Origin of the sequence: Kitasatospora sp. NPDC059648 (assembly GCF_042734825.1) — a bacterium.
Taxonomy (GTDB): domain Bacteria; phylum Actinomycetota; class Actinomycetes; order Streptomycetales; family Streptomycetaceae; genus Kitasatospora.
Window position 1 is genome coordinate 74,976 of record NZ_JBHWDU010000021.1, and the last position, 20,333, is coordinate 95,308.

General features: G+C 73.2%; 11 protein-coding genes. 4 read left to right on the forward strand and 7 right to left on the reverse strand.

Annotated features, from left to right (window positions below):
* Positions 1 to 5: 5 nt before the first annotated feature.
* The 3 genes from ACFV1W_RS15790 to ACFV1W_RS15800 all read right to left on the reverse strand — a co-directional run bounded on the left by ACFV1W_RS15790 (position 6) and on the right by ACFV1W_RS15800 (position 7,163).
* Positions 6 to 992, reverse strand: a complete 987-nt coding sequence (locus ACFV1W_RS15790) for an ABC transporter ATP-binding protein (RefSeq protein WP_380416835.1) — start codon at positions 990 to 992, stop codon at positions 6 to 8.
* 67 nt (positions 993 to 1,059) lie between these two features.
* Complete coding sequence (locus ACFV1W_RS15795) at positions 1,060 to 3,888, reverse strand: hypothetical protein (RefSeq protein ID WP_380416837.1); 2,829 nt, start codon at positions 3,886 to 3,888, stop codon at positions 1,060 to 1,062.
* Entirely contained in the window at positions 3,885 to 7,163 is a 3,279-nt protein-coding gene (locus ACFV1W_RS15800) for an FtsX-like permease family protein (protein WP_380416839.1), read from the reverse strand. The genes ACFV1W_RS15795 and ACFV1W_RS15800 overlap by 4 nt, the downstream gene beginning before the upstream one ends.
* A gap of 410 nt (positions 7,164 to 7,573) precedes the next feature.
* On the opposite strand from ACFV1W_RS15800, the gene ACFV1W_RS15805 reads away from it, so the two are divergent.
* Positions 7,574 to 8,308, forward strand: a complete 735-nt coding sequence (locus ACFV1W_RS15805; protein ID WP_380416842.1) for an ABC transporter ATP-binding protein — start codon at positions 7,574 to 7,576, stop codon at positions 8,306 to 8,308.
* A 118-nt stretch (positions 8,309 to 8,426) separates the two neighbouring features.
* On the opposite strand, the gene ACFV1W_RS15810 is transcribed toward ACFV1W_RS15805, so the two are convergent.
* The 4 genes from ACFV1W_RS15810 to ACFV1W_RS15825 all read right to left on the reverse strand — a co-directional run bounded on the left by ACFV1W_RS15810 (position 8,427) and on the right by ACFV1W_RS15825 (position 13,082).
* Positions 8,427 to 9,947, reverse strand: coding sequence for an FAD-dependent oxidoreductase (locus ACFV1W_RS15810; RefSeq protein ID WP_380416843.1), 1,521 nt, complete (start codon positions 9,945 to 9,947; stop codon positions 8,427 to 8,429).
* A gap of 356 nt (positions 9,948 to 10,303) precedes the next feature.
* Positions 10,304 to 11,926: an alpha/beta hydrolase gene (locus ACFV1W_RS15815; protein WP_380416845.1), complete on the reverse strand. Its 1,623-nt coding sequence runs from the start codon at positions 11,924 to 11,926 to the stop codon at positions 10,304 to 10,306.
* A gap of 38 nt (positions 11,927 to 11,964) precedes the next feature.
* Complete coding sequence (locus ACFV1W_RS15820; RefSeq protein ID WP_380416847.1) at positions 11,965 to 12,294, reverse strand: hypothetical protein; 330 nt, start codon at positions 12,292 to 12,294, stop codon at positions 11,965 to 11,967.
* A gap of 116 nt (positions 12,295 to 12,410) precedes the next feature.
* The gene (locus tag ACFV1W_RS15825) at positions 12,411 to 13,082 is read right to left on the reverse strand and encodes a TetR/AcrR family transcriptional regulator (RefSeq protein ID WP_380416849.1); all 672 of its coding nucleotides are present in this window, start codon (positions 13,080 to 13,082) and stop codon (positions 12,411 to 12,413) included.
* Between the two features lie 170 nt (positions 13,083 to 13,252).
* On the opposite strand from ACFV1W_RS15825, the gene ACFV1W_RS15830 reads away from it, so the two are divergent.
* The 3 genes from ACFV1W_RS15830 to ACFV1W_RS15840 all read left to right on the forward strand — a co-directional run bounded on the left by ACFV1W_RS15830 (position 13,253) and on the right by ACFV1W_RS15840 (position 20,322).
* The gene (locus ACFV1W_RS15830) at positions 13,253 to 14,428 is read left to right on the forward strand and encodes an FAD-dependent monooxygenase (protein WP_380416851.1); all 1,176 of its coding nucleotides are present in this window, start codon (positions 13,253 to 13,255) and stop codon (positions 14,426 to 14,428) included.
* A gap of 396 nt (positions 14,429 to 14,824) precedes the next feature.
* Positions 14,825 to 18,805 (forward strand): Pls/PosA family non-ribosomal peptide synthetase, encoded by a 3,981-nt coding sequence (locus ACFV1W_RS15835; RefSeq protein WP_380416853.1) that lies wholly within the window; start codon positions 14,825 to 14,827, stop codon positions 18,803 to 18,805.
* Between the two features lie 173 nt (positions 18,806 to 18,978).
* Positions 18,979 to 20,322 carry a M1 family metallopeptidase gene (locus ACFV1W_RS15840; protein ID WP_380416855.1) on the forward strand — a complete coding sequence of 448 codons (1,344 nt, stop codon included), beginning with the start codon at positions 18,979 to 18,981 and terminating at the stop codon, positions 20,320 to 20,322.
* Positions 20,323 to 20,333: the final 11 nt, after the last annotated feature.

Consider the following 20,333-nt stretch of genomic DNA (forward strand, 5'->3'; position numbering starts at 1 on the left):
GCCGGTCAGCCTTCCACGTGGTCGTCGCGGCGGACTTCGATGTGGTCGGTTGCGAGGTCGACGGCGACGCGGTGTTCCATGCCGAGTGCTTCGAGGAATTTGACGGGAAGTTGGACGCGTCCGGTGCGGTCGAGCATGACGTACTCGCGTTCGTTGACGGTCTCCTCGCCGTGTTCGTCGGTGACGGTGCGGCGCAGGACTTCGCTGCTGGTGCGTCCGTCGCGGATGGCGACGGTGCGGCGGACCTCGCTTGCGACCATGGGGTCGTGGGTGACGATGACGACGGTGGTGCCCAGTTCGCGGTTGACGGTGCGGAAGGACTCGAAGATGACGCCGGCGGTCTCGGAGTCGAGTTCGCCGGTGGGCTCGTCCGCGAGCAGGACGGGCGGGTTGTTGGCCATGGCCACGGCGATGGCCACGCGTTGCTGCTGGCCGCCGGAGAGTTCGCTGGGGCGGCGGTGGGCGAGGCCGCCGATCTCCAGGGCGTCCATCAGTTCGGCCACGCGGGCGGCCTGTGCCTTCGGGCCGGCCGCCGTGCGGCGTCCGCGCAGTTGCATGGGCAGGGCGATGTTCTCGGCGGCGGTCAGGAAGGGCAGCAGGTTGCGGGCGGTCTGCTGCCAGATGAACCCCACGACCTCACGGCGGTAGCGAAGACGCTCCTTGGCGGACATCTCCAGCAGGTCGCAGCCCGCAACGCTCGCGGTGCCTGCGGTGGGCACGTCCAGCCCGGCCAGGATGGTCAGCAGGGTCGACTTGCCGCTGCCGGAGGCACCGACCAGGGCGACCAGGTCGCCCTGCTGGATGGTCAGCTCCAGCCCCTGGAGGGCCTGGACCTCGATCCCCTCGGCGCTGAAGATCCTCACCAGCCGGTCGCAGACGATCGCCGCGCCCTGCCCGTGGGCCGCGGGCGAGGCGGCGGCCAGGGCCCGCTGCCGCAGTTCCTTCAGGCTGGGGGCCTGCACCACCGGCCGCTGCTGGGACGTGCTCGTCACCGCTGCTCTCCTGTCTCGTGGGGGGCGGTCTGTGCCGTCGCTGCGGCCTGTGGTGCCGGTCGGGGTGTCATCCCTGTTCTCCGGCGCGTAGTTCGGTGGCGATCTGGCGGCGTCCGGCGATGAGGGTCTCGGCGGCCACGGCGAGGGCGACGAGCAGGGCCAGGCCGGCGGTGGGCAGCAGGACGGGCATCAGGGCGGGGGTGATGGCGTCGCCGACCCTGGCGCCGACGAGGGTGGAGATGTCGAAGGCGCCGCCGAGGAGGGCGACGGCCGCCAGGGCGGTCAGGCCGCCGCCGAGGGCGGCGGTGAGGGTCTGGGGCAGGGCTTCGGTCGTGATCAGTGCCAGGCCCTGGCGGGGGTGCAGGCCCATGGTGCGCAGGCGGGCCAGGACGGCGGTGCGTTCGGGTGCGGCCCGCAGGAGCGTCAGCAGGACGGCGAGCAGGGCGAACCCGGCACCGGCGGCGGCCGCGTACCAGAACAGCCGTCCGGCGGCGCGCTGCAACGGGTCGTCCGCGAGCGCGGCCGCGGTCTCCCCACTGCTGTGCACGGTGTACCCGGCAGGCAGACCATGAGTGGCCCTGCCCGCAGCCGCCGCGTCCTCGGCGACGAGTGCCGCCATCCCGGTCGGCTGGCCCCCGCCGTTGTCCCGCAGGGCCGACCTGACCTGCTCGGGATCGATGTCACCGACGGCGAACCACGTGTTGATCCGCTTGACCTCCGGCAGGCGTTCCCAGGCCGGGCCCGCGGCCACCACGACGAACGGCTTGCCCGGGTCCGGCAGGGCGGGAGTCGCGCCGATGGTCCCGGCGACCGTGGTGCGCAGGGCGTTCCCGTTGGGCGTTCGCACCTCGGCCGGGCCGGCGGTCAGACGCTTGGCCAGGTCGCGGCTGAAAAGGGCGGGCACCGGGGTGTCCCGGCCGCCGGGGGCCGCGGCGAGCTTCGCCGGGTCGAACCCGCCGACCCCGAGGGTGCGGGCGATCTCCGCGTACGCCGCCGGATCGACCACCACGAGGTAGGCCTCGGTGTAGTCCTGGTCGGCGCCGACGAAACGGGCCTTGGGCTCGACCCAGGCCCCGGTCGAGGCCCGGACGCCCGGCAGTGCGGCAGCGGTCTCGGCGAGGGACTCGGGCAGGGTGGCGTAGGCGGGGAGGGAGACGCCGATGTCCCCGCCGGTGGCGATGCGCGCGGCGCGGGTGCGCACGTGGTCGACGGTGTCGAGGACGGTGGCGCCGAAACCGGTCGTGGTGACGGCGATCAGCAGGGCGAGCAGCGGCAGTACGGAGGGCTTGCGGCGCCCCGAGCTGTCCCGGGCGGCCCGGGCCAGGCCGAGGAAGGCGATCAGGCCGCGTCCCCGTCCGGCCAGCCGGGCCAGCCGGCCGACCAGCAGCGGTTCGACCCGGGCCAGCAGCAGCCCGCCGGTGACGGCGAGCAGCAACGGCGCGGCCACCAGCAGCGGATCCAGCCCGCCACCGGTACCGACACCACGGCGGCGGACCTCCGCGACGGCCGCGGCGGTCACCGCCAGGACGGCCAGTTCGCCGACCAGCCGCCGTCGACCACCGACCGCCCTACCGCGCGACCACAGCAGGGCGGCACGGGCCGGGAAGGCCAGCAGGGCGAACAGCGCAGCAGCCGAGCCTGCCAGCACTGCTTGGCCCCAGCGGGGAGTGGGCAGCAGCAGCACCGCCAGGGCCGTGGCGACGGCAGCGGCTGGCAGGACGGTGGCCGCACCCTCGCCGATCAGGCGCAGCAGCACGCCGGTTCGGGAGCCGCCACGGGCGCGCAGCAACTGGATCTCGGCGGCGCGCCGGTCGGTGGTCAGGGCGGCGGCCAGGCACAGCACCACGAGGGCGACGCCCGCGACCCCGGCGGGCCCGATCGTGCTCAGCGGCAGCGCCGCCCGGTAGCGCTCGTCCGCCCGGGTCAGGATGTCGGGCAGGCCGGAGACGGTGTGCAGGTCCGCACGCCCGGTCGCGCCGATCAGCTCGGTGGCCCCGGGACCGGTCAGGAACGAACTGAGCGTGGTGCGGGTGCGGTCGAGCTGGTCCGCCCGCAGCGAGGCGGGGTCGACGGGCAGCCGCCAGAAGTTCTCCGCGTTCGAGCCCCAACGGGCCATCGCCGCCAGGCTGTTGCCGTCGACGAAACCGCTGGTCATCCAGTGCTCGTGCTGGGGGGCCGCGTTCAGGCAGGCGCGGGCCGGGCAGCCGAGGTCGTCCCAGAACGGGTCCTGAGGATCGTTGATCCGGTAGAGGCCGACCACCACGGTGCTCCGCTGGGCGCCCGAGCCCTCGACGCCGTTGTCGATGACGTCACCGAGTCTGATGTGGATGGTCTCGGCGGCCTGCTTGCTGATCACGATCGGCAACGGACCGTCGCCCCGGCCCGGGGTCGGCCAGGTGCCGTCGGTGAGGGTGGCCCGGGCGGACAGGTCGTGCAGGTAGAGAAGGCTGAGCATCGGGGCGTTGGCGTCCGAGATCCGGGCGTACCCCGGGTTGCCCATGCCGCGGTCGCCCAGGGCGCGGGCGCCGTAGGCCAGACCCGGCTGGGACAGCGTCAGCTGCTGTCCCGTCTTCTCGGTGAGCTGTTGCCGCACCCGGTCGAGCTCGGTGGCGTTGTCGTGGACCCGGGTCTGGGAGGTGGTCTGCAGGCTGGTCGGATTGAGGCCCTTCTGGGTCACGAAGTCCTGGAGCGCCGCGTCGGCGCCGCGGTCCGCGGTGCGGGGGAAGGCCGCGGCGAGGAAGACGGTGACGAAGGCGAGCGCTGCCATCAGCACCGCCGCCAACGGACTCGCCCGCAGCCGGGTACGGACCCAGGGCGCCGGGCGGTGAACGGTCTCGGGAGTGGACACACGGCTGCCCTCCGGGGTGGGCACGCTGGTGCCGGCCTGGGTGGTCACATCTCCTCCACGTGGCGCAGCCGGTTGGCCACGTCTCGACGGCGGCGTCCGATCAGGAAGGCGGACAGCAGCGGGGCGACGGCGATCGCGGCCGCGAACAGCAGTGCCTGGCCGACGGGCAGGTCGATCAGGACTTGGGGCATGGGCCGGCGGGCGGCGGGGGTCAGGACGACGAAGGGCACGATCAGGTGGACGAGCAGGGCGCCCAGGGCCAGACCGACGGTTGCGCCGAGTCCCACGAGCAGGGCGTGTTCGGCCGCGACGGTGCGGCTCACGTGTTTGCGCGGGGCGCCCAGGGCGAGCAGCAGGGCCGAGTCGCGGGCGCGTTCGTGGGCGGATCCGGCCACGGCGGCGACGAAGCCGATCGCGGCGAGCAGGGCGGTGACGACCGCGATGGCCATCAGCGCGTTCTGCGGGGCCGCGCCCACCGGGTCGCTGAGCATGCCCTCGGCGACCTCGTCGTAGAGCTGGACGTCCTGGGAGCCGGGGGCGGACCGGAGCGCGGCCGCGGCCTGGGCGGGGGTGCGGTCACCCGGGCCGGTCGCGGGCAGCCACCACTCGGCACGGCCGGGCAGGGAACGGCCCTGCGCCGCCAACAGCCGCGCGGCGGTGGCCAGATCGACGACCAGCGCGGCACGCCCCGCCACCGGCAGCGCCTGGACCACCCCGGTCACCTTGACCTGCACGACGGCCCCGGCGAACGGCACCCGGACGATGCCGCCGACCGAGCCACCGACGAGCTTCAGGTAGTCACGGGTGGCGACGCCGGACAAGGCGGTCGGCGCAGTCGCCCCGACCGGGCTGAGAACAGCACGGAAGGTTTCTCCGGTGCCGTTCACGGCGCTGTAGCCGACGGTGAACAGCCGCTCGGCGTCGTCCTGTTCGGAGCGGACGGTGGCCGGCGGCCCGGACTGGCCCGGCCCGACCGTCCAGGAGAGGCCGGCCGGCAGCGCGACGTCGGTCGCGGGTCCGTCGGCGGTGTCCGAGACGGCCAGCCGGCGCACGGTGACCTCACCGTCGGCACGGTCGCTGTAGGACACGGTCGCCCCGACCAGGGTCAGCGGTGCGGCGGCGGAACCCATCGGGGCGTCGACCAGGGTGCTCAGCGGGGCCGAGGCACGAAGGTCACCGGTGACCGGCAGGCCCGCGAACGGCACCTTGTGGACGTAGCCGAAGCGGTCCCGCAGCAGCAGTGCCACCTCGGGGGGAGCGTCGGCCATCATGTGCACCGTGTTGGGCAGCCGGACCTGTCCGCGGAAGGCCTGCCGGATCGAGAGGTCGGCGTCGATCCGCAGCGGGTGGCCGGGCAGGGTGACGCCTGCCGCGGCCCCGGCCGGGGCGGGCTGGGCGAGCGCGCCGAACGTCTTCGCCCGGTCGGCCCCGTCGAGGAGGTCGGGGCGGACCGGGACGCGGTCGGCCAGGGCGGTGGTGTCCAGCGCGAGGAGTTGCCCCGTGCCGTTCGGCAGCACCTGATCCTCGCGCGCCACCGGAACCAGCCGGTCCCCGCCCGGCAGGCCACCGTAACGCCCGCCCTGACCCATCAGCGCACCATGCGAACCGGAGATCCGCAGACCCCCGCCGGTCGCGAACGCCGCCTGGTCACGCTGGGAAGCACTCCACGTGGCATGCTGACCCAGCGCGAGCACGCCCGTGGCCACCGCCATCACCAGCAACAGCACCGGCCCCGTAGCCCGCGCCGGCCGACGGGCCAGCTGCCAGCCGACCATCGCCGGACCGAGACCACTGCCCCGCGCCGCCACCCTCGCACCCAACCGGGCCACCAACGGCAGCACACGCAGCACCACCAAAGTACCCGCACACAACGCCAGCGTCGGGGTGGCCACCAGCAACAGGTCGACACCGAGCCTGCCCGAAGCATCGACGGACAGCCCACCCCCGTACTGCTCCAACTGCTGGTACGCCAGAACCGCCAATGCCAGAACCGCCAGGTCACCGCCGCTGCGGGCGACACCCGACACCACCGCCTGACGACGCCCCACCCGCCGGCGCAGCGCGCCACCGGCACCGCGCAGCAGGCCGGGCACGGTCGCCAGCGCGACGCACACCAGCGCACACCCCACGGCCACCGGCCACAGCGTCCAACTCACCCGGGCGTCCAGGGCGACCTGGTGGGAACGACCGAGACCGGCCAGGACACGGACCAGCAACGGCGTGAGCAACGGGGCCAGGACCGCGGCCGGGAGAGCGAGCAGTACCGACTCCACAGCGGTGAACGCACCCAGCCGGGCACCGGAGGCACCGCGGGCGGCCAGCAGTTCGTCCTCGCGTTCCTGACGCGCCGAGACCAGCCGCACCACCAGCAGCAGCGCCGCCGCGGCCAGGACGGCCAACTGCAGGGCACCGATCAGCAGCGTGGAGCGGGCGACCGTCAGGCTTTGCGTCAACTCACGTACGACCTGAGGAAGTTCGGTCGTCGCATTCAGGGCAGCGCTCTTGCGCAGGTCCTCGGACAGGCCCTGGGCACGGTCGCCGACCGCTCGGACCGTGTCCTGGCCCACCCCCGCGAAATCCGCGTCCAGCAGCCAACCCCGACCGCTCTGCGCCAGACCACCCGTGGTGAAGACGCTCGCATCGACCATCATCGGACCGTAGGTGGCGAACCCGCCCACCTCGACCTCACGACCGCCCACCGGATCGATCCGCCAGTACGGCGCGGACGGATCCACCGCCCGGTAGACGCCCGTGACCCGCACCCCCAGCGGCCTGCCGTCGAACCGGTCCGCCAACCGCACATCCACCGGCAGCGCCCCCGCGGACACGCCCAACCGCGCCAACAGTGCCTGCGGCACCGCCACCTGCGGCACCACCGACCCCACCGGCCCACTCACCGCACCCGGCCACGCCCCGGAAACCAAGCTGACCCGGCCACGATCCAGATCAGCCAACACCGTCAGATCGACCTTGGCGGAACCGCTCTGGCCGCTCGCCGCGTCGCCGCCCCCGGGCAGACCATAGGAACGACTGCGCAACAAACTGTCCGTGCGCACCGGCAGACCACCGAACAGCCCCTCCCGGTAGGACGCCAGCGCCGCTTCGTCCTTCTCCCGCTGCTCCAGGCCGTGCTCAGCCGTCACCACCACCGTCGTCCGGGCATGACCCGACCCCTGAAGGGCCTGCCGCAGACCCGCCCGCTCCACACCACCGCTGAACGTCACCAACGCGGTCAACACCGCCGTCGCGACCAACACCGTCAACAGGACCGCAGCAGCCAACGGCAGTCGCCCACGCAACCTGCGCACGACGAAGCCGAGCATCACATTCCTCCCCCGGACACGTCCCCGGTCGCGCCCCAGCCCCACCCGTCGATCCGACGCCATCCGGGCACATCTTGGCCACAGATAGAGGCTTCACGGGCACACCGGCGCAGTGATCACCGGCAATCGGTCACCGGATAGCGGACGATGCTGTCAGATCCGATCCGGAAACGGAAGGGACTTGCGCGAATCAAGTAAGCAATGAGCAAATTCCTTGCATTGATACGATCCCCGCCGGCAACGAGCCATTGAAATGCCATGCACACTTCATAGCGCCGGTTTCACCGCACGGCCCTTGACCAGGGACTTCCCGTTCGCGAATTCTCTGCTCGGAGCGGTGAACCCACGAAGCCACCTCAACCGTTGACCCGTCCAGAACCGGGTATCCACCGCCCACAGGGGGACGCCGCATGACACGACACCAGGCCGCCGACACAGCCCCGACGGCCTCCGGCCCGATGGTGGCCGTGACCGACCTCCGACGCAGCTTCGGCACCGGCGAGCGGACCGTCCACGCCCTGCGCGGCATCAGCTTCTCGGTCGAGCGAGGTGAACTCACCGCACTCAAGGGACGGTCCGGCTCCGGCAAGACCACCCTGCTCAACCTGGTCGGCGGGCTGGACGCACCGACCGGCGGCAGTATCGCGCTGGACGGCATCGACCTCGGCGGGCTGGACGAGAACGGCCGACTCGCCCTGCGCCGCGAGCGGATCGGCTTCGTGTTCCAGTCCTTCGGACTGATCCCGATGCTCACCGCCGCCGAGAACGTCGGCGTGCCGATGCGACTGCGCAAGGTTCCGCCGGCCGAGCGCGAGGAGCGCGCTCACACCCTGCTGGCGCTGGTCGGCCTGGCCGACCACGCCAACCAGCGGCCCGGCGAGCTCTCCGGTGGCCAGCAGCAGCGCGTCGCGATCGCCCGCGCACTGGCCAACGACCCCGGTCTGATCATCGCCGACGAGCCCACCGGCCAGCTGGACTCCGAGACCGGCCGCTCGATCATGGAGCTGCTACGCGCGGTGGTCCACAGCGAGGGCGTCACCGTCCTCGTCGCCACCCACGATCCGACGCTGATGGGGCTCGCCGACCGGGTCATTGAGCTCCACGACGGCCGGATCGTCGACGAGGACGCGGATCAGGCCGCGTAACGACGGCGGGGCCGGAGCGGCCGGGCGGGGGCGGACGGCAGGACCGGAGCGGCCGGGCCGGGCGGGGGCGGGCGGTCGGCGGGACCGCCGCCCCGCTCAGCGCAGCGCCGGTCGCGACTCAGGCCCGGAGCGGCCGGATCGACTGGGCATGGTGGAACACCTCCTCTCCGTCCCAGTAGGCCTTCGCCCGTTGCAGTCGTGGATAGTTCTCCTTGTAGTAGAGCCTCGGATACGCCGGGTCGGGCTGGTCGACCGTGCCCAGATCCACGTCCGGGTAGTTGACGTAGGCGCCGTCCGTCGCGGTGTCGACCTCCGGGACGCCTCCCGTCTCCCGGTACATCTCCCGGTAGAGCCCGCTCAGGTAGGCCAGGTGACCGGCGTCCTCGGCCGGGTCGGTCCAATAGGTCTGGTACTGCAGTTTCATGATCGAGTCCCGCTGCGGCACGGCGGTCTCATCGGGACGGCGGGCGTTGATCCGGCAGCCGTAGGAGTCGATCTGCACCAGTGTCTTGGTGAGGTCCACCCCTTCCACGTCCCGCGTCAGCCAGTCCCAGAGGGTGGCGATCCGCGCCCGGTCGAACGGCTCCCGGTGGTAGGCCGACTTGTACTTGCCGCGCTGGTTGTCGCCCGACGGATTGAGCGTCATAGTCGCCTGGAACCAGGGAAGTTGTCGGCGCCGCTCCGGGAGCGGCAGGAACAGCCCGGTGACGCTGTGGGTCTGGACCATCGACCGGGTCGCCATCCCCTGCTCGACCGCCGCCACGAACTCGTCCAGGGGCGCCGGGTCGTCGCCGTCCCACTGGCTGAACAGCACGACGTTCCCGTTGGAGTGGTGGGTCAGCTTGAGGATCGCGAACAGCCCGTCGTAGACCGGCTCCCGCGGACCGCTGTGTTCGGCCAGGAAAGCGCCGAAGTTGGTCAGCAGCGCCTCGAAGTCGCCGGGGCGGTCGATCAGTTCGCTCCAGGGCCAGGCCACGCTGCTGATCCACACCCGCGGCGGTGGCTCGGGTGCGTCGGCCGCGAAGTGGTAGCGCAGCACCACCCCGAAGTTCCCGCCCCCGCCACCGGTGTGGGCCCAGAAGAGGTCCTGTTCGGGCGAGCCGCTCGCGTCCTCCCGGTTCGCCCTCGTCACCTCGGCGCGGCCGCCTCGGACGGTGACCACGTCGACCTGGACGAGGTGGTCGACCGTGAGCCCGTGCCGACGGGACAGGAGGCCGAACCCTCCCCCGCAGATGTGGCCGCCCGCGCCCACCGAGTAGCAGGACCCGGCGGGAAGGGTGACGGCGTGCTCCCGGAACAGCGTGGTGCAGACCTCCCAGTTGGTGGCGCCGCCCTCCACGCAGTACGTGGGCCGGCCGAACTTGTCCCTCCCGGCGGCCACCCCGCGCATCGTGCTGAGGTCCAGGATCACGCCCCCGTCGTTGTCGACGAAGCCCTCGTAGCAGTGCCCGCCACCGCGCACGGTCGGGCGCAGTCCGCGGTCCAGCGCCCGGTTCAACTCCGCCACCGCGTCGGCGTCGTCCGCCACCAGCCGGATGTAGGCGGGACTGCTGTGCCAGCGCTGGTTGAAGCCCTGGCTGAGCGTCCGGTAGCGGGGATCGCCCGGCAGGACCGTCCGTCCGGAGAATTCGTCTCGCATGCCCTTCCCTCACTTTCTCAGGTCCGAGAGAGCCTGGCGGGCCGCACGCTAACACCCTCGTTCGGCTTTGTGAATTCATTTACGAATTAATGTGACTGTACGTCATTTCCTCGGCCGGTCGGGGAGTTCTTCAGGACCCCGTCCAGAGGGAGATTGTCAGTGGCGTCGACTACCGTCCACGACAACTCCGAAGAATCCGCTCAACAGGAGGTTCGATGACGATCTTCCATCGCATTCTCCGCAGCTTCCGGGCGCTGCGCCGAGGGACGCGGCGGGGAACAGGGCTGTGGTGGCCGGCGGACACGCCGACCACCACAGCCCCGGCCTCGGCGGCCGGGCGTTCGGGGCTGGACCCCTCAGACCGCCGGGAAGATCTCGGCGTCCGGCTTCAGCAGCTGGCCCGGCTTCGGCGCGGTCCCGTCCACCAGGTACCGGGTGACCATCGTGTTCAGCGCGGTGCTGCGGCCGACGGCGCAGTGCTCGATCGAGTCGACGCTGACCAGCACGGCGTTGCCCAGCTCCTGCTGCATCCGCTGGGCGAACTTGTACTGGGTGGCCGGGTCGTAGAGGTTGCCGATGACCATCACGGTGTTGGAGGTCTTCTTGTTCCACGGGCCGCTGAAGCGCTCGGCGTCCCGGGCCGGGGCCGGCCAGCTCGCGCAGGCCGGGGCGTCGAAGGCCTGGTAGCGGCCGAAGGTCGGCGACTCCTTCTCCCACGCCCGGGCGGCGTTGGCGAACACCCGGTCGTTCGACGGGTACGGCTTGTCCTGGCAGTTGACGCCCATGTAGGAGTCGTCACCGGCGTACTCGGAGTCGGCCGGGGCCTCGCGCAGCGCGCGCGGGACGTTCACCGTGAGCTGGCCGGCCTCGTCGTCCGGGACGTTCGCCTTCGGCGCCAGTAGGGCGGCCGCGGCCGGCTTCCGCATCACCTGGTAGGTGGCCTGCAGCGACTTCGCCAGCGGAGCCAGCTTGGCCTGCGAGTACAGGGCGCTGGCGACCTCGCTGGTGAAGCTGCTCAGCGTCACCTTGGAGCCGTTCGCCAGCGTGATCGGGCTGGTCCGCAGGTGGTCGCGCAGCTCGTCGAACTTGGCCCGGGTGTCGCCGTCGCCGAAGGCGCAGCGCGGGGCGCCGGCGGCCTGGCAGCGCTTCAGGAACTCGTCCAGGGCCAGCTCGAAACCGCCCGCCCGCTGGCGGTCGTACTCCAGACCGTTGTGCAGGCGCAGGTTCGGGTCGACGTTGCCGTCGATGATGATCGCGCGCACCTTGTTCGGGTACATGTTCGCGTACGTCGAACCGATCAGGGTGCCGTAGGAGAAGCCGGCGAAGGTGAGCTGGGAGTCGCCGACGGCACGGCGCATCCGGTCGAGGTCGCGCACCACGTTGATGGTCGACATGTGCTCGATCAGCGGGCCGGCGTTCTTGCTGCAGGCGTCGGTGTAGTCCTGGTCGGCGTCCAGGGTCTCGTCGACCTCGGTCTTGGTGACGGGCACGCCCACCATGCGGTTGTTGACCGCGTCGGCCTCCTCCTGGGTCTTGAAGCACTTGAGCGGATTGCTCCGGGCCACCCCGCGGGGGTCGAAGCCGACCAGGTCGAACTTGGACTGCACCTCGGCGCCGAAGCGGGTGGTGGTCGCCCACATGTAGCCGCTGCCGCCGGGGCCGCCCGGGTTGAGGAACAGCGAGCCGATCCGCTTCGACGGGTCGCTCGCGCGCCGCCGCATCATCGCGATGCCGACCTTCTCACCGGACGGGTTGTCGTAGTCCAGCGGCACGGGGTAGACGGCGCAGTCGTAGATGCCCGGGTCCGGCTTGCTCGGGTCGGGGTTGCACGGCTTCCAGTCGACGGGGTCGACCTTCGCCTCGGCGGCCGCCGCACCCGGGGCCTGGTCGAACGGCGCGGCCGACGCGGCCACGGCGGTTCCGGTGACAAGAGCGAGCGCGCAGGTGACCGCTCCGGCCAACGTGGATATGCGGGACAAGGAACCTCCTCCGTACCTGAAAGGGCGGCCCCAGCCTGTCAGTCTGAGAACTCCGTGTGAAGACCTCGAAGCAGCGGAAATCTTTCGAGTTCCGTGCCGTAGCCGGTCGGAACATTCTGTGAATGAGCCGACTTGACGGTTAATTGACCCGACGGAGGTTCAGCCACCGGGGTTGTGGAACGGCCGGGCATCGGCCGGGGCCGTGGGCTCCGGCGGTGCCCACGGCCCGGGGGCGACCGCAATTCGGCGATCGGCTGCGACAGGTGGTCCTCGGCGACGACCCGGTAGACGGCGTTCAGGGTCGGCGGGCCGACCAGGTCCTTGATCCGCTCGAAGCGGCGCTCCTCCACCGGGGCGAGGCGCTCCATCCGCTCCCCGATGGACTCCGACCGTGGTCGATCATCGTGAGTCGTGTCGACGAACGAAGGTCTGCCAGTGGCGGCGGGCCGCCCGCAGGCCGCCCCGCATGCAGCAGGTGAGCCCGTCAGGCGTGATCCGCTGACTCAACCGCAGCGCCATGACGGCGACCACGGCCGGAGCCCCGAACCCCGGTCGCGCCGCGCAGGGCAGCTGCCACCAGGCCCTGGAGTTCGTCGACTCCGGTCTCTCCCCCGCCGACCAGACGGTCGAAGACCAGTCCGTCGATGCAGGCGAGGAGCGTGGTGGTCCGCCCGTCCGGGTCGGCGACCCCTTGGCCGGCGAGGAAGGTCCGGACGACGGCCCGGCCGGCGTTCTCGCGCGGTACGAGGATCTCCCGCAACTCGGGGTCACGGACGCTCTCCACCGCACAGGCGTACCGCGCCAGCGACCGCCGCCGCCCCTCGCCGGTCAACCGGTGCCGCATCAACTCGGCGATGCCGTCGACCAGTTCGTCCGCCGAGCGGATCACCACCCGCTCCCCCATCGCCTGCAGCTCCCCCTGGTCCAGCTCGACCAGGCGCCGCACCAGTGCGGTCAGCAGCGCCTGCCTGGTGCGCAGGTAGGCCGAGGTGGTGCCGACCGGCAGCCCGGCCGCCGCATCGACCGCCCGATGGGTCAGCCCCCGGACGCCCGCGTCCGCCAGTACGCCGATCGCGGCATCCGCCAGCACGGTCCGCCGGTCCGGCTTCCCCGCCCCTTCCGTGCCGCCCTGCTTCTGGTCCTGGTCTCGCCGCATCCCCCCTTTCTACCGGGCCGGGCTTCCATCCCGCGCATCCGGCCGCCGCCGGAGCAGCCACCCCCGCGGCGCCGGGAGCCCGCCCCTCCCCTCCGGTCGCCCCCGCATGCCCGTAGTACGCTCCTTCTACAGCTGTAGAAGGCAGCACGGCAACAGGGGAAGGACCGGGCATGAGCGACAACAGCGCGGTGGTGGTCGGGGGCGGCATCGGCGGATTGGCGACGGCGATCGGGCTCCGGCTGGCAGGGTGGGACGTCACCGTGATCGAGCGGGCGGCCGTACTGGACGACGCCGGAGCCGGGATCTCGCTCCACGCCAACGGCATGCGGTCGCTCGGGATCCTCGGGGTGGGCGACGCCGTCGAGGCGGCGTCGCGGCGTCAGTACACCGGCGGGACGCGGACACCGGACGGCCGCCGGCTCGCCCTGATGGACGGCAGGGCGCTGGAGCGCGAGCTGGGGGCGCCGATCGTCGGCATCCCCCGGGCCGACCTGCACCGCATCCTGCGCGAGGCACTGCCCGCCGAGTCCCTGGTGATCGGCGCCGAGGCGACGGAGATCGACACCACCGACCCCGCCCGGGTCGCGGTCGGCTACGACGGCACGACCCTGGAGGCCGATCTCGTCGTCGCGGCCGACGGCGTCAACAGCCGGATCCGGCGCCGCCTCTTCCCCGCCCACCCCGGGCCGGTCTACAGCGGCTCGACGGTGCTGCGGGCGATCACCGAGCGCCCGGTCGACGGGCTGACCGCCGACTTCGAGCTGACCTGGGGCCACGGCGCCGAGTTCGGTCACATCGCCTTCCCGGACGGCCGGGCCGAGTGGCACGCCGTACTCAACTCCCCGGCCGGGGTGCGCTACCGGGACCCACTGAGCGAGGTCCGCCGCCGCTTCGCGCGCTGGCACGACCCGATCCCGGCACTGCTGGCCGCGACCAGCCCGGAGGCAGTGCTGCACCACGACGTCAACGAGTTGGTCACCCCTCTCCCCTCGTACGTCTCGGGCCGGATCGCCCTGCTCGGCGACGCGGCCCACGCCATGACGCCCCACCTCGGCCAGGGCGCCTGCCAGGCCCTGGAGGACGCCGCGACCCTCGCGGCGGCGGTCGCCGGGAGCCCGACGGTCGAGGCCGCACTCGCCGGCTACGACGCCGCCCGCCGTCCGCGCAGCCAGACCGTGGCCCGCGACGCCCGCCGGGCCGGCCGGATGGGCCAGCAGCTGGCCAACCCTCTGGCGGTCGGCCTGCGCAACGCCGCGATCCGCCTCACCCCGCCCGGCGCGATGATGCGGACCGTCCTGAAGCACGCCGACTGGACCCCGCCCCGGATCGCTCCCCGGGCCGCCTAGAAGCTCGATCCGGCGCAGCGCCGCGGGCCGGGCGGACAGGGGAGAACACCGCCGAACCCCCTGGCCCGCCCGGCCCGTCACCCGAAGGGAGCAGCATTTCCTGTGGCATGGATCACGATCGGTTTCCTGAGCTGACGTACCGTCAATTCGACTGAGACATCGTCACATCGGGGCCCAGAAGCATAAGTTGTGGACTGACGATGCATCAGATCCGGTCAATCCGGCGCCAGTTGGGCCGAGTTTCAGCTCCTGCCGACCCGGAAAGCCGGGGCTACCATCGGTCGGGTTGTCCGCTCCGGCCCCGGAGTGGGGTCACCCGTCAGGCGAGTGCTCCCACCGCCCCAAGGGCCGGACATCGGTCGGAACGGGGCGAGGACGAGGAGCGCACGGGCTGCCATGACAGCTGGACCGAGCCACCCGAAGCAGTACGCCACGCCGCTGCGGCCCGCGCCGGACCAGGCCGCGCCGGAACGGTCCAGCCCGGAGCAGGCCTACCAGGAACCCGCCTCCCCGGACCGGCCAGCACCCCCGAGGACCGCCCGGACCGCGCGGGCCCTGTTCCCCGGCCGCCCGGCCGCCGCCCCCCGCACCCTGGTCGACGTGCTGGACGCCACCGTGCGCGCCCACCCCGACGAACCGGCCCTGGACGACGGCCGCACCGTGCTCAGCTACCGCGCCCTGGCCGCCGAGGTCGAGCAGCTGCGCCGCCGGCTGGCCGCCGCCGGGATCGGCCCGGGCGACCGGGTCGGCGTCCGGGTGCCCTCCGGCACCAACGACCTGTACGTCTCGATCCTCTCCGTGCTCGCCTCCGGCGCCGCCTACGTCCCGGTGGACGCCGAGGACCCGGACGAGCGGGCCCAGCTGGTCTTCGGCGAGGCCGCCGTCGCCGCCGTGCTCGGCGCCGGGCGTGCCCTGAGCGCCACCTCCGCGCGCCCGGCCGCGAGCATGCGCCGCCCCACCCCGGCCGACGACGCCTGGATCATCTTCACCTCCGGCTCTACCGGCAAGCCCAAGGGCGTCGCCGTCACCCACCGCAACGCCGCCGCCTTCGTCGACGCCGAGGCCGCGCTCTTCCTCCAGGAGGAGCCGATCGGCCCCGGCGACCGGGTGATGGCCGGACTGTCCGTCGCCTTCGACGCCTCCTGCGAGGAGATGTGGCTGGCCTGGCGGCACGGCGCCTGCCTGGTGCCCGTCCCCCGTTCCCAGGTGCGCAGCGGCGCCGACCTCGGCCCCTGGCTGGCCGAGCAGGAGATCACCGTGGTCTCCACCGTCCCGACCCTGGCCGCGCTGTGGCCGGCCGAGGCGCTGAACGAGGTCCGGCTGCTGATCTTCGGCGGCGAGGCCTGCCCGCCCGAGCTGGTGCAGCGCCTGGTCACCGAGGGCCGCGAGGTGTGGAACACCTACGGCCCGACCGAGGCCACCGTGGTGGCCTGCGCCGCCCTGCTGACCGGCGAGGGCCCGGTCCGGATCGGCCTGCCGCTGGACGGCTGGGACCTCGCCGTGGTGGACGAGGCCGGCCGGCCGGTCGCCCCCGGCGGCACCGGGCAGCTGGTGATCGGCGGGGTCGGCCTGGCCCGCTACCTGGATCCGGAGAAGGACGCCGAGAAGTACGCGCCGCTGCCCTCGCTGGGCTGGGAGCGCGCCTACCGCAGCGGCGACCTGGTCCAGGCCGACCCGGCCGGCCTGCTGTTCCTCGGCCGCACCGACGAACAGGTCAAGCTCGGCGGCCGCCGGATCGAACTCGGCGAGGTGGACGCCGCCCTGCAGGCCCTGCCGGGCGTCGTGGGCGCGGCCGCCGCCGTACGGACCGCGCGCGGCGGCAACCAGCTGCTGGTCGGCTACCTGGTGGTGCAGGACGGCTTCGACCGCGTTCAGGCCGTCGAGCGGCTGCGCGCCGAGCTGCCGGCCGCCCTGGTGCCGCTGCTCGCCCCGGTCGAGACCCTGCCCACCCGCACCTCCGGCAAGGTCGACCGCAACGCCCTGCCCTGGCCACTGCCCGAGTTCGAGGCCGCCGGGCCGGGCGAGCAGCTGTACGGCACCGAGGCCTGGCTCGCCGAGCAGTGGGCCGAGATCCTCGGGGTGCAGGTGAGCGGCGCGCGCGACGACTTCTTCGCGATCGGCGGCAGCAGCCTGGCCGCCGCCCGGCTGACCACCCTGCTGCGCGCCCGCTACCCGGCCGCCGCCGTGCTGGACGTCTACCAGCACCCGACGCTGCGCAAGCTCGCCCGCCACCTGGAGCGCGGCGCCGCCGAGGGCGGCGAGGCCCGTACCGTCACCCTGGTGCCGACCCGGGCCAAACTGCTCCAACTGGTCCTGCTGGTGCCGCTGTTCACCGTCGTCGGCCTGCGCTGGACGGTCGCGCTGCTGGCCGCCGGGAACCTGCTATCCCACTTCGGTGACTACCCGTGGGCTCCCACCGCCTCCTGGTGGGCGGTCGGCGCGGGCGCGCTCGCGCTGTACAGCTCGCCGGGCCGGCTCGCGATCGGCGCCGGTGGCGCCCGGCTGCTGCTGCGCGGGCTGCGCCCGGGCAGCTACCCGCGCGGCGGCGCCGTGCACCTACGGCTGTGGACGGCCGAGCGGCTCGTCGAGCTGAGCGGCGCGACCGGGCTGTCCGGCGCCTGGCTGGTCCCCTACGCCCGGGTGCTGGGCGCGAAGATCGCCCGCGAGGTGGACCTGCACTCGCTTCCGCCGGTCACCGGGATGCTCAAGCTGGGCCGGGGCTGCGCCGTCGAGGCCGAGGTCGACCTGTCCGGCTACTGGCTGGACGGCGACCGGCTGGAGGTCGGCCAGATCAAGGTCGGTTCCGACGCGGTGGTGGGCACTCGTTCGACGCTGCTGCCCGACGCCCGGGTCGGCAAGCGCGCCCAGGTGCTGCCCGGCTCCAGCGTCACGGGCCAGGTGCCGACCGGCCAGCGCTGGGGCGGCGCGCCCGCCGTCAAGCTGGGCCGGGCCGAGTGGTCCTGGCCGGCGGAGCCACCGGCCCGCCGGCCCGCCTGGGCCGCGCTGTACGGCGCCGGCGACACCCTGCTCGGCCTGCTCCCGGTGCTGCCCGCCGCGGCCGCCCTCGCCGTGCTCTCCCGCTTCGTCGACCGGGGCGCGGACCTCGGTCCGGCTCTCGGCGGCGCCCTGCTCGGACTGGTGCCCGCCACCCTGGCGTACGGCGCGCTGTACGCGGCGCAGCTGATGGTGCTGGTCCGGCTGCTGAGCACCGGTCTGGTGCCGGGCGTGCACCCGCTGCACGGCCGGGTCAGCTGGCAGGCGTGGACGGTCAGCCAGCTGATGGACCGGGCCCGCGAGGTGCTGTTCCCGCTGTACGCCGGGCTGGTCACCCCGCTGTGGCTGCGGGCGCTGGGGATGCGGGTCGGCCGGGGCGCCGAGGTGTCCACGGTGCTGGCGCTGCCCAGCCTGACCACCGTCGGGGACGGCGCGTTCCTCGCCGACGACACCCTGATCGCGCCGTACGAACTGGGCGGCGGCTGGATGCGCCTGGGCGAGGCGAAGGTCGGCGACCGGGCGTTCCTCGGCAACTCGGGGATGACCGCGCCGGGCCGTTCGGTGCCCAAGCGGGGTCTGGTGGGCGTGCTCTCGGCGACGCCGGCGAAGGCGAAGAAGGGCGGATCGTACCTGGGCATGCCGCCGGTGCGGCTGCCCCGCGCGGCGGACCGGGCGGACCGGAGCCTGACCTACGAGCCGCCGGCCCGACTGCGGTGGGCGCGCGGACTGGTCGAGCTGGGCCGGCTGGTGCCGGTGCTCGCCTCGGGGGCGCTGGGCCTGGCGACGGGGGCGGCGCTGTCCTGGCTGGCCGCTGGGTCCCCCCTGCTCGCCGCGCTGTTCTCCGGACCGGTGCTGCTGGCGGCGGGTGGCGTGGCCTGCCTGGTCGCGGTGGCCGCGAAGTGGCTGCTGGTCGGGCGTTTCCGGGCGGTGGAACACCCGCTCTGGAGCGGTTTCGTGTGGCGCAACGAGCTCGCCGACACCTTCGTGGAGGTGCTGGCGGTGCCCTGGCTGGTCGGCGCGGTGCCGGGCACCCCGGTGCTGAACCTGTGGCTGCGGGCGCTCGGTGCCAAGGTCGGGCACGGCGTGTGGTGCGAGAGCTACTGGCTGCCGGAGGCGGACCTGGTCACCCTCGGCGACGGAGTGAGCGTCAACCGGGGCTGCGTTGTGCAGACGCACCTCTTCCACGACCGGATCATGCGGATGGATACTGTGGTCCTCCGCGAGGGCGCCACCCTGGGCCCGGGCGGGATCGTGCTGCCCGGCAGCACGGTGGGCGCGCGCAGCACGCTGGGACCGGCCTCGCTGGTGATGCGCGCCGAGTCCGTCCCCGCGGACACGCGGTGGCTGGGCAACCCCATCGAGGCCTGGCAGACCACGTCGTGACCACCCTCCGACCGACCGCCCCGGCAGCACCGACCGCCCGGGCACGACCACCGGCCCGGGCACGACCACCGGCCCGGGCGCGACCACTCGTCCGGGCCCGTCCACCCGTCCGGGTACGACCGCCCACCCGCCCATGACCCCACCCGTCCCGGCCCCCAGGAAGCACCCGCCCCGTGAAGCCCCACCACACCCCGCCGGCCGCCGGCGGTCCGGACCCCTACTTCCCGAACAGCGGCGACCACCGCTACCGGGTGCACCGCTACGAACTCGCCCTGGATTACCGGCCCGGGCCCAACCGGCTGGCCGCCTCGGCCCGGCTGAGCGCCGTGGCGAACGCGGCACTGGCCGAGTTCGCGCTCGACCTCTCCGAGTTCCGGATCGGGCGGGTGCTGGTCGACGGCAAGGCGGCCCGCTACACCCACCGCGGCGGCAAACTGCGGGTCCGCCCGGCGAAGGCGCTCGCGGCGGGTGCGGCCTTCACCGTCGAGGTGCACTACACCGGCAACCCCAGGCCGGTGCGCAGCCCGTGGGGAGGGCTGGGCTGGGAGGAGCTGACCGAGGGCGCGCTGGTGGCCAGTCAGCCGGTCGGCGCGCCGTCCTGGTTCCCCTGCAACGACCGGCCCGCGGACAAGGCGACGTACCAGGTGGCGGTGACCACGCCGTCCCCGTTCACGGTGCTGTCCGGCGGGCGGCTGCTCACCCGGACCACCCGCGCCTCCAGCACCACCTGGGTGTACGAGCAGAGCGCGCCGACCTCGCCGTACCTGGTGACGGTCTCCATCGGGCACTACCGGCCGGTGCCGCTGACCGCCCGCCCCGACACCCCCCGGGCCGGTTTCGTGCCGCAGACCGGGTACGTGCCGCAGCGGCTGGCCGAGGCCTTCGCCCGGGACTTCGCCCGGCAGCCGGAGATGATGGCGTACTTCACCGACGTCTTCGGGCCCTATCCGTTCGGCGAGTACGCGGTGGTGGTCGCGGACGAGGAGCTGGACGTCCCGGTGGAGGCGCAGGGCGTGGCCACCTTCGGCACCAACCACCTCGGCGGCGGCTGGGAGCGCGAGCGGCTGATCGCCCACGAGCTGGCCCACCAATGGTTCGGCAACAGCGTCTCGATCGCCGACTGGCGGCACATCTGGCTCAACGAGGGCTTCGCCAAGTACGCGGAGTGGCTCTGGTCCGAGCACGCGGGGGGCCCGGGCGCGGCCGTGCACGCCGCCGCCGCGCACCGGCTGCTGGCCGGGCTGCCACAGGACCTCCGGCTCGGCGACCCGGGCCGCAGGCTGATGTTCGACGACCGGCTGTACCAGCGCGGCGGCCTGGCGGTGCACGCGCTGCGGCTGGCGCTCGGTGAGGACGCGTTCTTCGCGGTGCTGCGGGACTGGACGGAGGTCAACCGGCACGGTGTGGTCGCCACCTCCGACCTGCTCGCGCACGCCTCCCGGTACACCGCCGTCCCGCTCGGCCCGCTGTTCGAGGCGTGGCTGGAGCGGCCGGAGCTGCCGCCGCTGCCCGGCTGACGGGACCACGG